Source organism: Winslowiella toletana (assembly GCF_032164335.1).
Classification (GTDB): domain Bacteria; phylum Pseudomonadota; class Gammaproteobacteria; order Enterobacterales; family Enterobacteriaceae; genus Erwinia; species Erwinia toletana_A.
Genome location: NZ_CP134152.1, coordinates 2,299,429 through 2,317,593, shown reverse-complemented (window position 1 = coordinate 2,317,593; position 18,165 = coordinate 2,299,429). Strand labels below are relative to the sequence as shown.

The 18,165-nt window shown below is 51.4% G+C and carries 15 protein-coding genes; 5 read left to right on the top strand and 10 right to left on the bottom strand.

Translation table 11 applies throughout. The features are described 5' to 3' along the window. Positions 1-53: 53 nt before the first annotated feature. Entirely contained in the window at positions 54-1,520 is a 1,467-nt protein-coding gene (gene betB, locus RIN69_RS10940; RefSeq protein WP_313857394.1) for a betaine-aldehyde dehydrogenase, read from the bottom strand. A 22-nt stretch (positions 1,521-1,542) separates the two neighbouring features. Then, positions 1,543-2,139: a transcriptional regulator BetI gene (gene betI / locus RIN69_RS10935; RefSeq protein WP_313857393.1), complete on the bottom strand. Its 597-nt coding sequence runs from the start codon at positions 2,137-2,139 to the stop codon at positions 1,543-1,545. A gap of 626 nt (positions 2,140-2,765) precedes the next feature. On the opposite strand from betI, the gene dtpA reads away from it, so the two are divergent. The 4 genes from dtpA (at position 2,766) to RIN69_RS10915 (ending at position 7,187) form a co-directional block, all read left to right on the top strand. After that, positions 2,766-4,235 (top strand): dipeptide/tripeptide permease DtpA, encoded by a 1,470-nt coding sequence (dtpA, locus tag RIN69_RS10930; RefSeq protein WP_313857392.1) that lies wholly within the window; start codon positions 2,766-2,768, stop codon positions 4,233-4,235. A 177-nt stretch (positions 4,236-4,412) separates the two neighbouring features. Further along, a complete protein-coding gene (locus RIN69_RS10925; protein ID WP_313857391.1) occupies positions 4,413-5,558 on the top strand; it encodes an RHS repeat-associated core domain-containing protein in 1,146 nt (381 codons plus the stop codon). 93 nt (positions 5,559-5,651) lie between these two features. Continuing rightward, positions 5,652-6,257 (top strand): glutathione transferase GstA, encoded by a 606-nt coding sequence (gene gstA, locus RIN69_RS10920; protein ID WP_313857390.1) that lies wholly within the window; start codon positions 5,652-5,654, stop codon positions 6,255-6,257. Positions 6,258-6,374: 117 nt separating this feature from the next. Continuing rightward, positions 6,375-7,187, top strand: coding sequence for a Cof-type HAD-IIB family hydrolase (locus RIN69_RS10915; RefSeq protein ID WP_313857389.1), 813 nt, complete (start codon positions 6,375-6,377; stop codon positions 7,185-7,187). A gap of 64 nt (positions 7,188-7,251) precedes the next feature. Here RIN69_RS10915 and RIN69_RS10910 read toward each other — a convergent pair whose 3' ends face one another. Then, the gene (locus RIN69_RS10910) at positions 7,252-8,763 is read right to left on the bottom strand and encodes a sugar porter family MFS transporter (protein ID WP_313857387.1); all 1,512 of its coding nucleotides are present in this window, start codon (positions 8,761-8,763) and stop codon (positions 7,252-7,254) included. 270 nt (positions 8,764-9,033) lie between these two features. Then, a complete protein-coding gene (locus RIN69_RS10905; protein ID WP_313857386.1) occupies positions 9,034-9,600 on the bottom strand; it encodes an NADPH-dependent FMN reductase in 567 nt (188 codons plus the stop codon). Between the two features lie 280 nt (positions 9,601-9,880). Here RIN69_RS10905 and RIN69_RS10900 point away from each other — a divergent pair, with 280 nt between their 5' ends. Continuing rightward, a complete protein-coding gene (locus tag RIN69_RS10900; protein ID WP_313857385.1) occupies positions 9,881-11,644 on the top strand; it encodes a lysophospholipid acyltransferase family protein in 1,764 nt (587 codons plus the stop codon). Here RIN69_RS10900 and RIN69_RS10895 read toward each other — a convergent pair. Genes RIN69_RS10895 through RIN69_RS10870 form a run of 6 tightly spaced genes read right to left on the bottom strand, consistent with a single transcriptional unit; the run spans position 11,627 to position 17,954 of the window. Continuing rightward, complete coding sequence (locus RIN69_RS10895) at positions 11,627-12,490, bottom strand: ribokinase (RefSeq protein ID WP_313857384.1); 864 nt, start codon at positions 12,488-12,490, stop codon at positions 11,627-11,629. The genes RIN69_RS10900 and RIN69_RS10895 overlap by 18 nt on opposite strands. Position 12,491: 1 nt before the next feature. Continuing rightward, positions 12,492-13,349 (bottom strand): MurR/RpiR family transcriptional regulator, encoded by an 858-nt coding sequence (locus RIN69_RS10890; protein ID WP_313857383.1) that lies wholly within the window; start codon positions 13,347-13,349, stop codon positions 12,492-12,494. Further along, complete coding sequence (locus RIN69_RS10885; protein WP_313857382.1) at positions 13,349-14,320, bottom strand: ABC transporter permease; 972 nt, start codon at positions 14,318-14,320, stop codon at positions 13,349-13,351. The genes RIN69_RS10890 and RIN69_RS10885 overlap by 1 nt, the downstream gene beginning before the upstream one ends. A gap of 43 nt (positions 14,321-14,363) precedes the next feature. Next, on the bottom strand, positions 14,364-15,857 hold the full coding sequence (locus RIN69_RS10880) for a sugar ABC transporter ATP-binding protein (protein WP_313857380.1): 1,494 nt from the start codon (positions 15,855-15,857) through the stop codon (positions 14,364-14,366). Between the two features lie 19 nt (positions 15,858-15,876). Next, positions 15,877-16,917 carry a sugar ABC transporter substrate-binding protein gene (locus RIN69_RS10875; RefSeq protein WP_313857379.1) on the bottom strand — a complete coding sequence of 347 codons (1,041 nt, stop codon included), beginning with the start codon at positions 16,915-16,917 and terminating at the stop codon, positions 15,877-15,879. A gap of 56 nt (positions 16,918-16,973) precedes the next feature. Beyond that, a complete protein-coding gene (locus RIN69_RS10870) occupies positions 16,974-17,954 on the bottom strand; it encodes a TIM barrel protein (protein WP_313857377.1) in 981 nt (326 codons plus the stop codon). Positions 17,955-18,165: the final 211 nt, after the last annotated feature.

Here is an 18,165-nt window from a genome sequence, read left to right as displayed (position 1 = left end):
ATCCAGTGCCGACAACATCCGCTGTCGGCCAGAAAAACAGTATTAAAACAGGATTAAAACGCCGATGGGTACTCACCCATCTCAATCAGAATCGATTTGGTCCGCGTATAGTGTTGCAGCGTCTCCAGACCGTTTTCACGTCCCAGACCAGACTGCTTGTAGCCGCCGACCGGCATTGGAGCCGGTGATTCACCCCAGGTGTTAACCCAGCAGATACCCGCTTCCAGCTGATGAATCACCCGATGCGCACGATCAAGTGAACGGGTAAACAGTCCTGCTGCCAGCCCCAGCTCGGTATGATTCGCGCGTTCAATCACTTCCTGCTCGTCATCAAACACCAGAATGCTCATTACCGGGCCAAAAATCTCTTCACGCACGATACGCATCTCATCGTGACAATCGGTAAATACCGTTGGCTCGACGTAGTAACCTTTTGCCAGTGGGCCATGCGTTACACGGTGACCACCGGTCAGCAAGCGTGCGCCCTCTTCTTTGCCCAACTTGAGATAAGAGACCACTTTCTCGCAGTGCTCTTCACTGACCAACGGACCGAAGTTAACCTCAGGGTCGCGCGGGTCACCGCTTTTGATGTTCTCAATTTTTTGCAGCAGGCGACGTTCAAACGCATTCAGCAGCGAACGATGCACAAATACCCGCGTGCCGTTAGTACAAACCTGGCCGCTGCTGTAGAAGTTCGCCATCATTGCGCCATCTACTGCACGCTCAAGATCGGCATCGTCAAAAACGATCAGCGGTGACTTGCCGCCCAACTCCATCGTGACCTCTTTGAGGTTAGAGAGTGCCGCATCCGCCACCACGCGTTTACCGGTTTCTACCTGACCGGTGAAGGATACTTTAGCGATATCCGGATGCTGGCTCAGCGCTTTACCCACTTCGCCCGCGCCCTGCACCACGTTAAATACGCCATCCGGCAGACCCGCTTCGCTGAAGATTTTTGCCAGTTCCAGCGCGCTGAGTGGCGTCACTTCGCTCGGTTTAAAGATCATCGCATTGCCGGCAGCCAGCGCCGGAGCGCTTTTCCACAGCGCGATTTGGATCGGATAGTTCCAGGCCCCGATACCCGCACAAACACCCAGCGGCTCACGACGAGTATAGACCAGCGCACTGTCGCGCAGCGGAATCTGTTCGCCCTGTATCGCGGGTGCCAGACCGGCGTAGTACTCCAGTACATCAGCCCCGGTGACAATATCTACCGCTGCGGTTTCGCTAATCGGTTTACCGGTATCGGCGGTTTCCAGCTCTGCCAGCTGCTGATTGCGCTCACGTAACAGCGCTACGGCTTTCAGCAGGACGCGGCTGCGTTCAACCGGAGTATAGCTGCGCCAGATGCGCTGGCCTGCCAGTGATGAGGCAACGGCACGATCGACGTCCTGACGAGTGGCGGCAGTGATTTCTGCGATAACTTCACCATTAGCCGGATTGACGCTGGTGAATACCTCACCCTGGCCTGCTTCTTCACGACCATTGATATATAAACCACGACGGTTGAGTTCTGCCATAACTCCTCCTTTACTGAGGGATTTAGCGAGCTGGCCTGTTCAGCCAGAGCGCAAGATTCTGGTAACACAGTTCACGGGCCTCTTCCAGACCGTGGGCCATCGGTTGTGGTGCCAGCGTCATACGCAGCCAGAGACCATCAACTAACGCTGCCAGGCTACTACCGGCCTGACGTGCCTGTTCGCGCGGTAACACGCGAGCAAACTGTGCGGTGATATTGGAGTGCAGCCGGCGATCGTTGACGCGCTGCAAACGCTGTAAATTTTTCTGATGCAGACTGTTGGTCCAGAACACCAGCCAGGTTTTCAGCACCGGTGCCGCTACCTGCGTTAAATCGAAGTTGCCGTCGATAATCGCCCGGATCTGCGCCTGCGGCGTATCCTCAGCCTGAAAACGATGACGCTCTACCGCAAGGTAAAGATCGGTCAGAATCTGCCGCATGCAGGCATCCAGCAGGCCGTTCTTGTCGCCAAAGTAATGGCTGACAATGCCGGTCGATACGCCGGCCTCTTTCGCGATAACCGCAATGCTGGCTTCTGCCAGTCCGACGCGGTCAATAACCGTCAATGTTGCGTTAATCAGCTGTGCCTGACGGATGGCTTTCATTCCAACTTTTGGCATCGTTTCATCGGTTCCGACTATTGAATAAGGCTAATACTAGCCTTTTTATATTGAACGTTCAATCAATAAAAACCAGTTTTAATAACAATCGGGCAACAAAGCCATGTTACTTATAGGGATAAATAGCCTAAAAACCGCCTGATAATGCCAATACTATGAGCTTGTTTCGCTGGCTAAAATATTGTTTTAATTCGTGATCTACATCACACCTAAAGACGTCAGTCTCAATTCTTCAGCTAAAAAAGCAGCAACTCGAATAAAAAATCAGCAAATCAGGCATTAACAGTTTTTTAATCCATAAAAATTAACTATAACCGCCGTAAATTTTGCACTGGCGTCTTACCGAGCTTTATATCACTTTTGCACAAAAATCACCCGACACTCCAGAGTAATATTTCTGCCTAATTACCACTACCGACATTTAACACCGTTTAACAGCCATTATTACCTTAATTAACACTACAATCATCAGGTGTACCAGAAGATGAAAAAAGGCTTGCCTGATGCCGCAGGATCAGCGAAATTAACCGCCGTTTTTCACTTCTTATAACAACGCACCGAATACACTGCCGGTATTACGCGTGCTTAATTCCCGATGCGAAATTGGCATCTATCCAGAGGTACAAGTGTCAACTGCAAACAAACACACTGATGAGGTTAGCCTCAATGCGTTCAAACAGCCAAAATCGTTCTATCTGATTTTTTCGATCGAATTATGGGAACGTTTTGGTTACTACGGCCTGCAAGCCATCATGGCGGTTTACCTGGTCAAAATGCTGGGGATGTCCGAAGCCGACTCCATTACCCTGTTCTCTTCGTTCAGTGCACTGGTGTATGGTCTGGTTGCGGTCGGCGGCTGGCTGGGTGATAAAGTGCTGGGTACTAAGCGCGTTATCGTGCTGGGTATTCTGGTGCTGGCGACCGGTTATGGTCTGGTTGCCTGGTCAGGACACGATCAAAGTATGGTCTATATCGGCATGGCGACCATCGCCGTCGGTAACGGTCTGTTTAAAGCTAACCCTTCTTCGCTGCTGTCAACCTGCTACGCCAAAGATGATCCGCGCCTCGACGGTGCTTTCACCATGTATTACATGGCGATTAATATCGGTTCGTTGTTCTCCATTATGGCAACGCCATGGCTGGCAGCGAATTACGGCTGGAGCGTGGCCTTCTCGCTGTCATTTGTCGGTATGCTGATTACGCTGGTTAACTTCCTGTTCTGCCGTCGCTGGGTAAAAGATCACGGCTCTAAGCCAGATTTCGCGCCGGTCAATATCAGTAAACTACTGATGACCCTTGTCGGTATTCTGGTCGTGGTTACCATTGCGACCTGGCTGCTGCACAATCAGGAGATTGCACGTATTACTTTAGGCTGTATTGTGCTGGGTATCGTGCTGCTGTTTGGTAAAGAAGCTTTCGCGATGAAGGGCGCGGCACGCCGTAAGATGATCGTTGCTTTCCTGCTGATGCTGGAAGCGGTAGTGTTCTTTGTGCTTTATAGCCAGATGCCAACCTCACTCAACTTCTTTGCTATCCGTAACGTTGAGCACAGCCTGATGGGCATTACTTTCCAGCCTGAGCAGTATCAGGCGCTGAACCCGTTCTGGATTATGGTCGGCAGCCCGATTCTGGCGGCTATTTACAATAAGATGGGTGATCGTCTGCCAATGCCGCACAAGTTTGCCTTTGGTATGGTGCTCTGCTCCGCTGCGTTTCTGGTTCTGCCGCTCGGCACCAAATTCGCCAGCGATCTCGGTATTGTTTCAGTAAGCTGGCTGATTCTCAGCTACGCGCTGCAAAGTATTGGTGAGCTGATGATCTCTGGTCTGGGACTGGCAATGGTCGCTCAGCTGGTGCCACAGCGTCTGATGGGCTTTATTATGGGCGCATGGTTCCTCACCACCGCTGGCGCGGCAATTATTGCCGGTAAGATCGCCAACCTGATGGCGGTACCGGAGAACGTTACCGACCCGCTGCAGTCGCTGCACGTCTATGGTGATGTATTCCTGCAAATTGGTATTGCGACCGGCGTCATTGCGGTGCTGATGCTGCTGACCGCCCCGCTGCTTAACCGTATGACTCAGGGTGACGCGTAGCCCTGAGCTGCGTTTCATCACCAACCGCCTGCATGCAGGCGGTTTTTTTTTGCCTTTTCACCGTCGCTGTCACGTTGTGATAGCGCACCCGCAATGATATTTCTGAGTTTTTTTCACTGCTGACTTCACCCGCGCTGATGATATGACTGAACTTCTTTAGTCAGCCAGAGTGTATTTATGAACAGCTTTATTTTGGGATTTAACGGGGAACGTCAGGACCCGGTCAGTGAAAATTATCATCCGGGAAAGGGATACCGTGCGTACAACCCCGCGTTGCTGCGGTTTAACTGTCCCGACAGTTACAGTCCGTTTGGTGCAGGGGGGATTAATCCGTATGGCTGGTGTGCAGGCGATCCGATCAATCGTGCCGATCCAGACGGTCACAGCAGCTGGCAAAGCTGGCTGGGTATTGGAATGGGCATCGCCGGACTGGCGCTGGCGCTGTTTACCGGCGGTAGTTCGATAATCGCCGCAGGCAGCGTGATATCCGCCATTGAATCGTCTTCTGCCGGCGCATTGCTGGTCGGGGGAGCCGGTATGCTGTCAGATGTGACCGCCATCGCCAGCGGCGTGCTGGAGACAAAAAAACCTCTGACTTCACAGATCCTGAGCTGGGTTTCTTTAGCGGCTGGCGTAATCGGTCTGGCACACGGCCTCAGCTCCACTGCGCAGAGCAGCGCCCGGTTGACCAGAACAACCACCCTCGGCTGGGAGACCATCCAACACATCAACGTCTTCGGATACGCTAATCTGGAGTTTGCCGAGGAGCAGGATAACTTTATGAATTATCTGTTTGAGGATATCCACCGTGGTCGTCTGAAGCCCAGACTGACTGTCGTTGCGCATGGTCATTTTGAACGCGGGACCGCGCGTATTCTGCTGGATAATGTCGCAGACATGGTTTACGACGGTACCGATTTCGCCAATCAACTGCGCGCAAGTGGCTATGATTTTAATCATTACTCTTCGATAAGAGCCGTAATGTGTCATTCCGCAGAAGGCGGATGGAACAGCTTTGCCGCACAGATAGCCTATGTCAGCGGACTCCCTGTCACCGGCTATCTCGGTGAGGTCTCGGTTGAGACCGAAGGTATCGATGATATTATGCAGAACGTCTATCTTGATACATTTCAGAGGACAGGCGATGTGGTTGCATCATTGCAGGCAGCCGATCGTGAAACCGTCGCCGAACTGAATGTATTCAGAACCAATTTTACTACCCAAGGCACCGGGGCATTTCATATTCTCAAAAATGACCCGTTATATAATTATAATCCGGTCACCTATTTTCCAGATGGCAGGCGGATGTACCGAAATTACTGATGGCTGTCACCATCGCGCAGATCATCACTGACAACCGGCGTTTCCGGCACTAAGATGATGAGATCCTTTTTCTCTGAGCTTCAGGAGCATCAAATGAAACTGTTCAGTAAACCCGGCGCCTGTTCACTCTCGCCACATATTGTGCTGCGTGAGTGCGGCCTCGACTTCACCCAGGTTAATGTCGATCTGGCCAGCAAGAAAACCGAAAGCGGTGAAGATTATCTGCAAATCAATGCCAAAGGACAGGTTCCGGCGCTGCTGCTGGATGATGGCGGCCTGCTGACCGAAGGGGTTGCTATCGTCCAGTATCTGGCGGATCTGAAAGCCGATCGCCAGCTGTTGGCCCCGTCCGGTAGCCTGACGCGTTACCACACGATTGAATGGCTGAATTATATCGCCACTGAACTGCATAAAGGCTTTAGCCCGTTATTTAACCCGGCGACGCCGGAAGAGTACAAGCAGCTGACGCGCAGCCAGCTGGAGAAGAAGTTTCAATACGTCAACAGTCAGCTGCAGGAGAAACAGTGGCTGATGGGTCTTCGCTTTACCGTCGCCGATGCCTATCTGTTTACCGTTACTCGCTGGGCGCGCGCGCTGAAACTGAATCTTGACGGTCTTGATGCGTTAAATGACTGGATGGAACGGGTGGCTGAGCGCCCTGCTGTCGCTGCGGCTTTAAAAGCTGAAGGACTGGTCTGACGCCACATCAGTAGCATAAAAGGGGAAAGTTCTGGTCAGCTTTACCCCTTTTAAATTTTCTTTAAGCGAATAAACTGGCACTAACTTTGCTTTTTAATCTTACTTAAAGGTGCCGGTATGTCAGTAAAATTAATTGCCGTCGATATGGATGGAACCTTTCTCAGTGACAACAAAAGTTATAACCGGGCGCGCTTTAACCTTCAGTACCAGCAAATGCAGCGCCAGGGGATTAAGTTTGTCGTCGCCAGCGGAAACCAGTTTTATCAGCTGACCCGCTTTTTCCCTGAAATTGCCAGCGAGATTACCTTTGTTGCCGAGAATGGCGCATACGTATTCAGTGAAAATAAACCGCTGTTCTGTGGTCATATCCCCTTTACTGATGTGCGTCATATAATGGCTGAACTGGCGCAAATGGAGCAGGTATACACGGTAGTTTGCGGCGAGCAAGGTGCCTGGCTGCACCATACCGCGCCAGATTCCGTGGTCGCGCTGATGTCGCGTCATTATTATCGCCTGCAGCGCTACCATGACGTGGCAGAGCTGCCGGACGATATCTTTAAATTTGCCCTGACGCTGGACGATTCCCTGATACCACAACTCTCTGCGCATCTGGGCACCGTGCTCAACGGCAGCGTCACGCCTGTCACCAGCGGGTTTGGGTTTGTTGACCTGATTATTCCTGGCGTTCATAAAGCTAACGGCCTGAAGATCCTGCAACAGCACTGGGATATAGATGATGCGGCGATGCTGGCATTCGGCGACAGCGCCAATGACAAGGAAATGCTGACGATGGCCGGATACAGTTTCAGTATGGCTAATGCCAGTGAAGAGATTAAACAGGTGGCACGCTATCAGGCCGGGCATAATAATGAGGAAGCGGTGCTGGATATCATTGATCAGGCACTGGAAGGTTGTGCCCCTTTTTACTGAGCAGATTAAGGAAAACGCCGTCCAGCCGGTTTCCACCGGAAACTGACTGAATGGCGTATTCCAGTTACATATTTTCTACTTTACTGACGCTGACGTTATTCGCTGGCGCGTTAACATGAAATTTCTCCAGTACCAGATGCTGGATTTTTTCCAGTGAAACCCCGGCGGTTTCCGGCAGGTAACGGAAGGTGAAGAAATACATCCCCAGTGAGAATACCGCAAACAGCAGCAGCGGAAAGCCGCCGTGAAATATCTCCAGCAGCCACGGATTGCTGTTCATAATCGGGAAAGTGGTACTGATAATAAAGTTAGCCACTGACATCATACAGATCGAGATACCGACGCAGACCGCACGAATCTCAGTCGGAAACAGCTCGCCCAGTACTGTCCAGACAATTTGCCCCCAGGTGATGCCGAAGAAAATCATATAAGCGAACAGGCCAATCACCGCCAGCATACCCGGCAAATGATAGTAGAAAGCCACAAATGAATAGGTAAGAAACACGCAGGAAGCAATTGCGCCCATTAACAGCAGCTTGCGACGCCCTACTCTATCAATCAACGACATACCGATTAACACCCCGACGAACTGACAGACAGAAAGCCAGAAGGTCTGCAGCAGCGCCGATCCAGCGTCAGGAAAGACATTTTTCAGCAGCGAGGGACCAAAATACTGAATCACGTTAATCCCGCTGATTTGGTTGCCTACGGCCAGACCAATGCCGACAATCAGTAACGGAACGGTGGTTTTATTTAATCTGAAGCGGGTAGTATGAGTCTGCGCGGCATTCTGTGGTAAGGACGATTTTATTTCGTTGAATACCGTCTGCGCATGTTTACCATTGGAAATTTTAGTCAGGGTATCCAGTGCGGATTTATCACGCCCTTTCAGCACGTTCCAGCGAGGTGACTCCGGAATAAAAATCACAAACAGAATAAATAACGCGCAGGGAACCAGCGCAGTCGCCAGAATATAGCGCCAGCCGATATCCACCATCGCCTCCGGCAGCATCGACTGATGAATGTAGTAGTTAGTCAGCAGCACTACTGACTGGCCTCCGACGCAACAAACAGAATAGAGCGCAGTGGTTCTGCCGCGAAACTTTGAAGGTGACAGTTCAGCGAGATAGATCGGCGAAATCACCGACGCCAGACCAATCGCCAGCCCACCAAGCATGCGCGCAGCCACAAATACGGTAAAATTGTGTGCTACCGCCGTGCCTGCAACCGAGAGAGTAAAAATCAGTGCCGTAATGGCCAGCGATTTTTTACGCCCCAGTTTGTCACTGAGTTTCGGTGCCAGAAAACAGCCGACCAGACTTCCCAGTAGAATATTGGACACTGCCCAACCGGTTTCTGCCGGAGAGAGTCGGAAATGCTCACTGAGCGGTTCGATTGCTCCGGATATAATCGAAGAGTCGTAGCCCAACAACAGTCCGCCAAATGCCGCGACCGTACAGCAGAGCATAACGTACTTCATGTTATAACGCGTTTGCCTGGTTTCCATCGTTCTCGCCCTTATCGCTGCGTTACGCAGGTTCTTATCAATGACAGATTTGCTTGCAGATGGCGTCATTCAGATGCGCCATCATCATTGAAATATATTTTCTAATTACAAAAATATCGAACCATTCATTCTGTTTATGTGGGCGAGTTAAAACTTTTTTTTCAACCGGGTGTAAGCGAGAAACCTCTTCTCCTGGTCAGAAGAAATCAGTATACAGAGGAAATGAAGGAGACAAATGCATCACTGAAATTTGAAGAAAATCAGTAAGTCAGACTGGAGCATCCTAAATAACCGTGGCTGTGATGCCGCATCGAATGATACGGCATCAACTCAGGCAAGCTAGTTCTTCTGACGTACCAGCGCCGCCAGCGCGGCAATTTGTTGGGTCAGATGCTGCCGTGTACTTTCATCGGTAATTTCGCCCGATTCAGCATTAATTCGCGCCGCGGCCTGGCCGATCATAATTTCTGGTTTATTCAGTACCTGCGCATCCAGGAACACCATCACCTGGCGCAGATGGTACTGGGCGCGCGCGCCGCCAATCATGCCCGGCGACGCAGTCTGAATCGCCACCGGCTTTCCGGCAAAAGGCGTTTCTGGCAAGCGTGAAATCCAGTCCAGCGCATTTTTCAGCGCGCCCGGAATCGAATAGTTATATTCCGGCATCACGATAATCACGCCGTCTGACTGAGCAATTGCCTGCCCCATCGCCTGCACCGCCGGAGGAAATCCGCTTGCCTGAATATCGGCATCGTAGTGTGGCAGCTCACTGATTGAACCAAGCGCACTGATCTCCACCCCTTCAGGTGCCAGTGCCGGCAGATTATTCGCCACTACGGCATTTAATGAGGCTTTACGTAAGCTTCCCAGTAACGTCACAAACTTCACAGTACGCACTTCAGACATAGGCTTCTCCTAATCAACATTGATTGTTTGAAAAAAATAATGTTCCAGTTAACAGCCAGCTGCAAGTTTTATCCAGCAACAATCTGGATTCTCTGTTGGATATGCCCCCATTGTTGCAACAGTGAAACAATACCGTTAGTAGGTTTATTTCGATTAACATTCGACCGCCCAGCGTTTTTTTGCGCACGCGTCTGTCCGACTAACACGATTATCATTTAACGGTAATCAAATCGTCATCCCGGCTGTTTACTGTCGCGAAAAAGCCTCCGGAGAGATAACCGTGTTCACACTCGAAACCGTCCTCGACGATCTTTATCCGCAGCGCAAAACGCCGGGCTGGCAAAAAAAGGTGCTGCGGATCCTGCTGCATGAAAAAGAGTTTCAGCAATTTAACCAGCATCATCGCCACCTGAAAGGGCTGGATAGGGTAGAACAGGTACTGGAGTATCTCGATATCCGCTGTGAACTGAGCGAGCGCGATCTGGAGCAGATCCCCAGCCAGGGTCCGGTGGTTATCGTGGCCAATCATCCACTCGGCACGCTGGATGGGCTGGCACTGCTGCATGCAGTGTCGCAGGTGCGGCGCGATGTTAAAATTGTCACTAATCGCCTGCTGAACTGTCTTGAATCACTGCGCAGTCTGATGGTGCCGGTGGACAACATGGGCAATCGCACCAACCGCCAGCAGTTAGCACTGATGCAGGAGCAACTTGAGAATCACGGGGTGCTGATCTTTTTTCCGGCCGGTGAAGTGTCGCGCTTTGGCAGTAAAGGCGTCAGGGACGGAAAATGGCGCCACGGCTTTATTCGCCTCGCCGCACGATTCCGGGCACCGATTGTGCCGGTTCACGTCAGCGGGCGTAACAGTATGCTGTTTTATGCCACCTCGATTATTTATCAACCGCTGTCGATGTTGCTGCTGGTGCGCGAAATGTTTAAGCATCGCGGGGCTCGGCTTAAACTTAAAATTGGCGCATGCATTCCCTTTGCCAGCTGGCATGACGGTCATACGCCAGCAAAGCAGCTGGCTAAGCGTTTCCGACGTCATCTTTATCGCATTGCCCGGAACAAATCCGCACTGTTTCAGACCGAACCGGCGATTGCCCGTGCGGAGGATCGCGCGGTGCTGAAGCGCGCGCTGGCAGAATGTGAAGTGCTTGGGCACCTTGCCGATGGCAAAGTGATCTATCTTTACCGTCGCAACGGTGAAGACTATGTGCCCATTCTGCGTGAACTGGGGCGGCTGCGTGAAATTGCCTTTCGCGCGGTGGGTGAAGGCAGCGGCAAACGGCGCGATCTGGATGACTATGACGACGACTATTATCATCTGATTCTGTGGGATCAACAGGCGCTGGATATTGTCGGTGCTTACCGTTTTCTTCCAACCGCTGAGCAGCTGGCGCGCAAAGGCGTGAATGGCATCTACAGCCAGAGCTTGTTTCATTACGACAACCAGATGAACCCGGTGCTGTTGCAGGGCATTGAGCTGGGGCGCAGTTTTATTCAGCCGGCATACTGGGGCAAACGCGGCCTGGATTATTTGTGGCTGGGAATAGGCGCTTATCTGGCGAAATATCCGCAATATCGCTATCTGTTTGGGCCGGTATCGATCTCCGGCGGGATGCCGGTAGCGGCTCGCGATCTGCTGGTGGCCTTTTACCGTCTCTACTTCGCGCCAACGATGCCGCTGGCGACCTCACGCCGTCCGTGGCCAGCCTCGCTCCCTGCGGTGCTGGCGCAGTTTACCGGTGACAATTACGCGGAAGATTTAAAGCGCCTGAAGCAACTGCTGAATAATCTGGGTACTGCGATCCCGCCGCTGTATAAACAGTATTCTGAGCTGTGCGAACCGGGTGGCGTGCAGTTTATTGATTTCGGCAGCGACCCGGCTTTTAACCACTGTGTTGACGGGCTGGTGCTGGTGGACCTGACCCAGCTTAAAGCCTCGCGCTATCAGCGCTATATCGCCGTTCACCTTGCGGCGTCGCAGGAACGGCTACCGCATGGCGCAAGTGTTCCGTCAGTGTCAGATCGGCTGTCGTGAAACATGTTCCGCTGCGGCCTGATTAGCCAGAGTCACCGCCTCAGCTAAAGAGTGCTGCCGCAATAAGGCTGCGGCTAAAACCCCCATAAAACAATCACCTGCACCGTGAGTACTGACCAGCACCACCTTCTCTGCCGCCAGCGACTGGCAACTCTGCCCCTGCTCGCACCAGGCAACGCCATATTCTCCGGCTGTCACCACCACCGCCGGAAACTGACGGCTTAATGACTCCGCGGCCAGACAGGCACTTGCTAAGTCAGCCACTTTCAACCCGCTAAGATCGCGTGCCTCAACCGCATTGACCACCAGCAAATCCACCGCTGCGCGCATTTCGGCACTGATTTCACGGGCCGGTGCCGCATTCAGGCACACCGTAACGCCGCGCAGTTTCGCTTGCGCAGCGGCACAGACATTCACACTTTCAGGTACTTCATTCTGCAATAACAGCATGACACTATTTTGCCATGCGCTGACTACGGTAAACTGTGCCGGATCGATAGCGTTATTGGCATTGGATACCACCACGGCGCCATAATCATTTTCCGCATCGAGGATTGCCACACTCATGCCTGAAGGCACCGAATCCAGCACCGCAACCCGCTGCGTATCAACGCCAGCGTGATTAAGTTGCGAAAGTAAAAATTTTCCCTGGTCATCGTCGCCCACTGCACCGATAAAGCTCACCTCTGCACCCGCTCGGGCGGCAGACAAAGCCTGATTGCCGCCTTTACCGCCAAATTTATATGCGCAGTCAGTACCCATCACGGTTTCGCCTTTTTCAGGGCGATGGTGTGCCTGGAGCATAATGTCGTAATGGAGACTACCAGTGACTACTATTTTACTCATGCTAATATTCTCTTAAATTCTGGACCGCCTGCTGAGTTTTAATCAGATTCCTTTCTGCTTTATTAAGATCCTTTTTCGCAATAGCCACAAACAATGCGTCCAGTATATTCAGCTGTGCAATGCGTGACGCTGCGTTTTCCCCCAGCAAATGAGAGCCCTGCGAAGTTGAAGTGAGCACCACATGCGCATCGCGCGCAATGGGCGACTCGGAGTAATTAGTAATAGCAATAACCCGGGCACCGTTACGCGCCGCCAGTTTAATCGGCTCATTAACGGCGCGTGTAGCACCGGAATGACTGATTGCAATTACTACATCATCGTCCGATAAAATCGCTGCTGACATCAGCATAATATGTGCATCATCGTATGCTGTGGTTTTAATTCCAATTTTAAGCAGTTTATGCGACAGGTCGCGCGTCACTGCGGCAGAGCCACCCACCGCATATAAGTCGATATGTCGTGCTTTAAAAAGAATATCAGCAGCGCGATTGAATTCAGAAACATCGAGAATAGACAGCGTTTCTTCAATTGCCTGAATCGATGTTCGGAAAACTTTTGACAGTAATTGTTCCGATGAGTCACCAGGTTCTATTTCCGCATGCAGCCCTGCCACTTCAGAGTAATTATAGTAAACCAGACTGCTTCTGAAATCCCGAAAGCCCGAGAAGTTAAGCTTTTTGGCTATTTTTACTATCATGGCATCAGAAACATTATTTTCCTGAGCAATTTCTTTCAACGTTGTCTGCTCGGATAAATCGGTTCTGGCTGTAATCGACTCCACGACTTTTCTTTCCAGTGGCGTCAACATTGGCAAACGCATACGAATTTGAGCACCTATTGCTTTCGGATCCTGATTCATTACTTGCCTCGAGTCGCTCTGTCAATCAACATGGCTATGATAATTATTAGGCCAGTAGCAAGCAATTGATAAAACGCCTGAATATTCAGAAGCGTCAGGCCGTTACGCAGCGATCCGAGAATAATTGCGCCAACAATGGTGCCAATCACACTGCCTTTGCCACCCATTAATGAGGCGCCACCAATCGCCGCCGCCGCAATCGCATCCAGCTCCCATAAATTTCCCATCGTCGGCTCAGCCGCGCCGAGACGACCGATTAAAATCAGCGACGCCAGCGAGGCTAATACACCCGAGATAACAAACACCGTCACTTTGGTTCTTTTTACCGGCACGCCAGCCACCCGGGCGGCTTCCTCATTACCGCCTACCGCCAGAATGTACTCACCAAGTGGGGTTTTATTCATAATGACCCACAGCGTGACTGCCACCACCACCACAATCACAATCGGCGTGGGAATCCCCAGCACGGTACTGTTGATTAAGCTGCGAAACTCCATCGGAATGCCGAAGATGGGATTGCCGCCGGTAAAAATTAACGACAGCGCGCGAAACAGCGACAGGCCACCAAGGGTAACGATAAATGGTTGCAGTCCGGCATAAGCCACTAACGTGCCGCTAAAAATACCGCACATCGCGCCGACTCCCAGCGTCGCCATAATCGCCAGCGGCACCGGCACGCCGGAAACCATCAGGGTAGCGCCTAATACCGCAGATAACGCCGCTGTCGGCCCGACCGAGAGATCAATACCACCGGAAATAATCACCAGCGTCATTCCCAGCGCAATAATGGCATTAATCGAAGACTGTTGCAGAATATTAAGCAGATTAGGCAGGGTAAAAAATACCGGTGACAGCATCGAAAAAGTGAAAAGAATAATCAGTAGCCCAATCACCGTTCCTGCATCACGCAGATTAAATTTAAACAGCGCAGATGGATGTCCTGCAGGCTGAGTTTTACCTTGTGTCATCATAACGAGTGCCTTAATGATAAATGTAGGTTGCAGAGCAAGTTATTTATTTACGATCGCTAATCGCATAACGGGCGATGTTTTCTTCTGTTATCTCATCACCTTTAAGCTCGGTAGTAATCTTACCTTCGCGCATCACCAGCACGCGGTCTGATATACGGATAATTTCCGGCATTTCAGACGAGACCACCACGATGGCTTTTCCCTGCCGGGCTAACTTTTCAATTAAATTATAAATTTCAGACTTGGCACCAATATCGATACCCCTGGTGGGTTCATCAAAAAGAAACACCTTGGTGTCCGCCACTACCCAGCGGCCAATAATCACCTTCTGCTGATTGCCACCACTTAATGTGCCGATGGGCTTTTCAATATTCAGAGGCCGCAGATTCAGATCGGTCATAACGTCCAGCGCCACCTGATTCAGTTTATTTTTTTTCAGCAGGCCACTGCGGGTAAAATTACCCAATGATGGTAGCGCGACGTTCATTTTTACCGCCCGCTCTTTAATAATGCCCTCTTTTTTACGGTCTTCCGGAACCAGCCCGATGCCGGCGCGGATCGCCGAACGTACATTAAGATTGTTCACTGCCTTGCCATCAACAATCACTCTACCACTGGTTTTGCTGTCGATACCGGCAATCAGTTTCAGCAGTTCAGTCCGCCCCGCCCCCACCAGCCCGGCGATACCCAGCACTTCCCCTGCCTTGACGCTAAAGCTGGCAGGCAACACGGTCTGACCACGCTCAAGGCCTTCAACCCGCAGCAGCTCCTTATCACCGACAAACGACTGATGCTGGATCTTTTCAATCTTACGCCCAACCATTTTGGTGACAATGGTCTCCTCCGTCTCATCACGGATATTAACCACCCCCACCTGTTTGCCATCGCGCATAATGGTGGCGCGGTCACAGACTTTAAATATCTCATCCATTTTGTGTGAGACGTAAATCAATGACACATTCATGGATTTCAGATCGGCGATTAACTCCGCAAGCCTTTCAAACTCTGTTGGCGTCAGGCTGGAAGTGGGCTCATCCATGGCGATGATTTTTGCCTCATCCAGCAACGCCCGGGCAATTTCGACAATCTGCTGTTGCGAAACCTTCAGGTTTTTAATCGGCTCATCAGGATTAATCGACGGGTCAAGACGCCTGAGAATCGCCACCGCCTTCTTATACTGCGCTTTACGATCGACAAACAGGCCGCGAAAGCGAGTTAACGGCCGACCAAGAAACATATTCTGCGCGACGGAGAGTTCCGGAACGTGCTGTAACTCCTGATGAATCATGGCAATGCCAGCATGTCGCGCCGAAAGCGGATTTTTCATCTGCACCAGTTGCCCGTCGACCCTGATTTCACCCTCATCAGAGGCGCGCACGCCGGAGAGAATATTAAGCAAAGTTGATTTCCCCGCGCCGTTTTCACCAATTAACGCGTGTACTTCGCCATGCCTGACCGAAAAATCCACGCCCTGCACCGCGGCGATATTGCCATAGGTTTTGCTGATGCCGCGCATCGTCAAACAATCGTGTTCCATACAGCCTCCGTCACTTTACTTACTGCTGTAACAGCAGCTGGCGCAGTTTCTCATTATCTTTAGTCGAGAATGCCTCTGCGTTTTCTTTAGTGATCAGCGCCTGAGGTGTAGAGATCACGCGTGATAATTTCTGCCCATTTACCAGACGAACCATCACTTCCATTGCCACTTCACCAGTCAGAACCGGGAAGCTGTCGACGGTACCGGTCAGTTCACCGCGCTTGATGGAAGCATAGGCATCAGAAATACCGTCGGTGCCAAACACCGCTACCTGCTTGCTTTTACCCAGTGAATTCACCGCCTCCACGACGCCGAGCGCCATGCCGTCATTGTTGGCGTAGAAGCCAATTAAATCCGGGTGCTGCTGTAAAATAGTTGCCGCCGCGTTATAGGCATTTTCACGGCTCCAGTTTGCCGGCACGCTGGCAACAACCTGAAACTTCCCGTTGGCTTCAAGGGTTTCTTTAAAGCCTTTGGTACGCTGCGCCGCTGCATAAACGCCAGGCTGGCCTTCGATTACCGCCACTTTTCCGCCCTGAGGTTTATGTTTAATAAACCAGTTAGCCACCCGGACGCCGTTATCTTTCTGCACATTACCAACGTAGTAAGCCGCATTGGGCATTACCGCGTCGTTGACGTTCACCACCGGGATACCTTTACTTTTGGCAGTCTCATACGCCGGCTGTAAATTGGCGTCGGTCTGCGGTGAAACCAGCAGGCCATTAAATCCCTGAGCGATCAATGTCTCAGCGATGGATAATTGTCCGAGCTGATCGTCTTCATTGGCGGCGGCCTGGTAAGCCACGGTAAAGCCATGTTTATCGGCAAAGGCTTTATAGCCGTCGCCAAGCGAACGCCAGTATTCATTGGTCAGGGTTTTCGATACGCCGCCAATTTTCAGTTTACCGTCCGCTGCAGGCAGTGGTCCGTATTTGGTCGCCAGTTCGGTCCACTCGGTACGATCCTTTTCGGTATCAGACTGCAGTGGAGTTAAATCGGCGGCAAAAACGCTGGTGCAAAACAAGCCTGAGGCGAGTACAGAAAGTAATGTTTTTTTCATTTTAGACCTTCTTCTTTTTTATTATTGCCATAGCTGAGCCAGCGATGGCACGGGGACTATCTGGCCAGCATAATGTCATTAACAATTTGCTGGGAGGTGACCGCGTCCTGACGACTGATGGCCTCCGCCAGCGGCTGATTGTTATTCAGTTTTTCGCAAAGCTTCAGTAAACGGGTGACGGTGGCGATATTGGTTTCCGCTTCACGCACCGGATCGAGACCGCTGGCGTCCGGGAAAGTATCGAAATAATAAGCGCCCTGATAACCATCACGCTGCATCTGCCAGAGGAACTCCAGCGTGGCGCGCGGGTTAACCGAAGCCGCCATCAGGCCATCATCGCGTTTGCCCCAGCCGTCATTAAGATCCAGACCCAGCAGCCGCGAACGGCGCGCCACCATCGCGGCGGCATAAGCCGGGATCTCATTGGCGTACAGCACATGGGCAAAATCGAGCGTAATGCCAAGATTGGGGCAACCGGCTTCTTCTACCGCAATCAAACAGGTGGTGACATTCGGGAAAATACTGAATGCACGTGGCTCGTTAGGTTTGTATTCGATGCTGACATCAACATCCGGGGCATATTCGGCCACTTCCCGGACCGCGCTGACCGCATCCTCCCAAATTTTTTTGTAATCCGCCTGGAAGCAGTAATCAAAACCATCCTGCCCCATCCACAATGTCATCAGGCTGGCACCGAATTCACGTCCGGCATCGATCCCGCGTTTAGTCAGCTCAATCGCCTTACGACGAATTTTTGGATCGGGGTTGGTGAATGCACCGATTTTAAATTCCGCCGCATCCCAGCGCATCTGCATACCGTTGACCGCCAGCCCTGACTGCTCGATTTTCTGACGCATGACGTTAACATCATCGGTGATGTGCTGAGGATAGTTCAGATCCAGATGGGTTAAACCTTTAACCGTGGCGGCGCGCTCGATCATTTGCAGAACTGAGGGCTTACCTTGCAGATCCGGCCAGTAAAGTGGCGCACCGGAGGCAAATGAGTTCAGACGTGTGGCAAATTTAAGCTCTGACATGGGGTGTCCTTGATGATATCGATTGTGATGTACTTTCCAACTTCACATACATCCGTAAAGTTGTTTACAAATATCATTGGTGCTGGCCACCCGCAATAGTCAACGCTGACTTTCTAACCGATTTGAGATGTCATTCACGAAATTGTCGGGCAAAAATCACCGATGACCTGAGCGCATTCCGTTTGACGCTATCTTTTGCCTGGCAGAATGT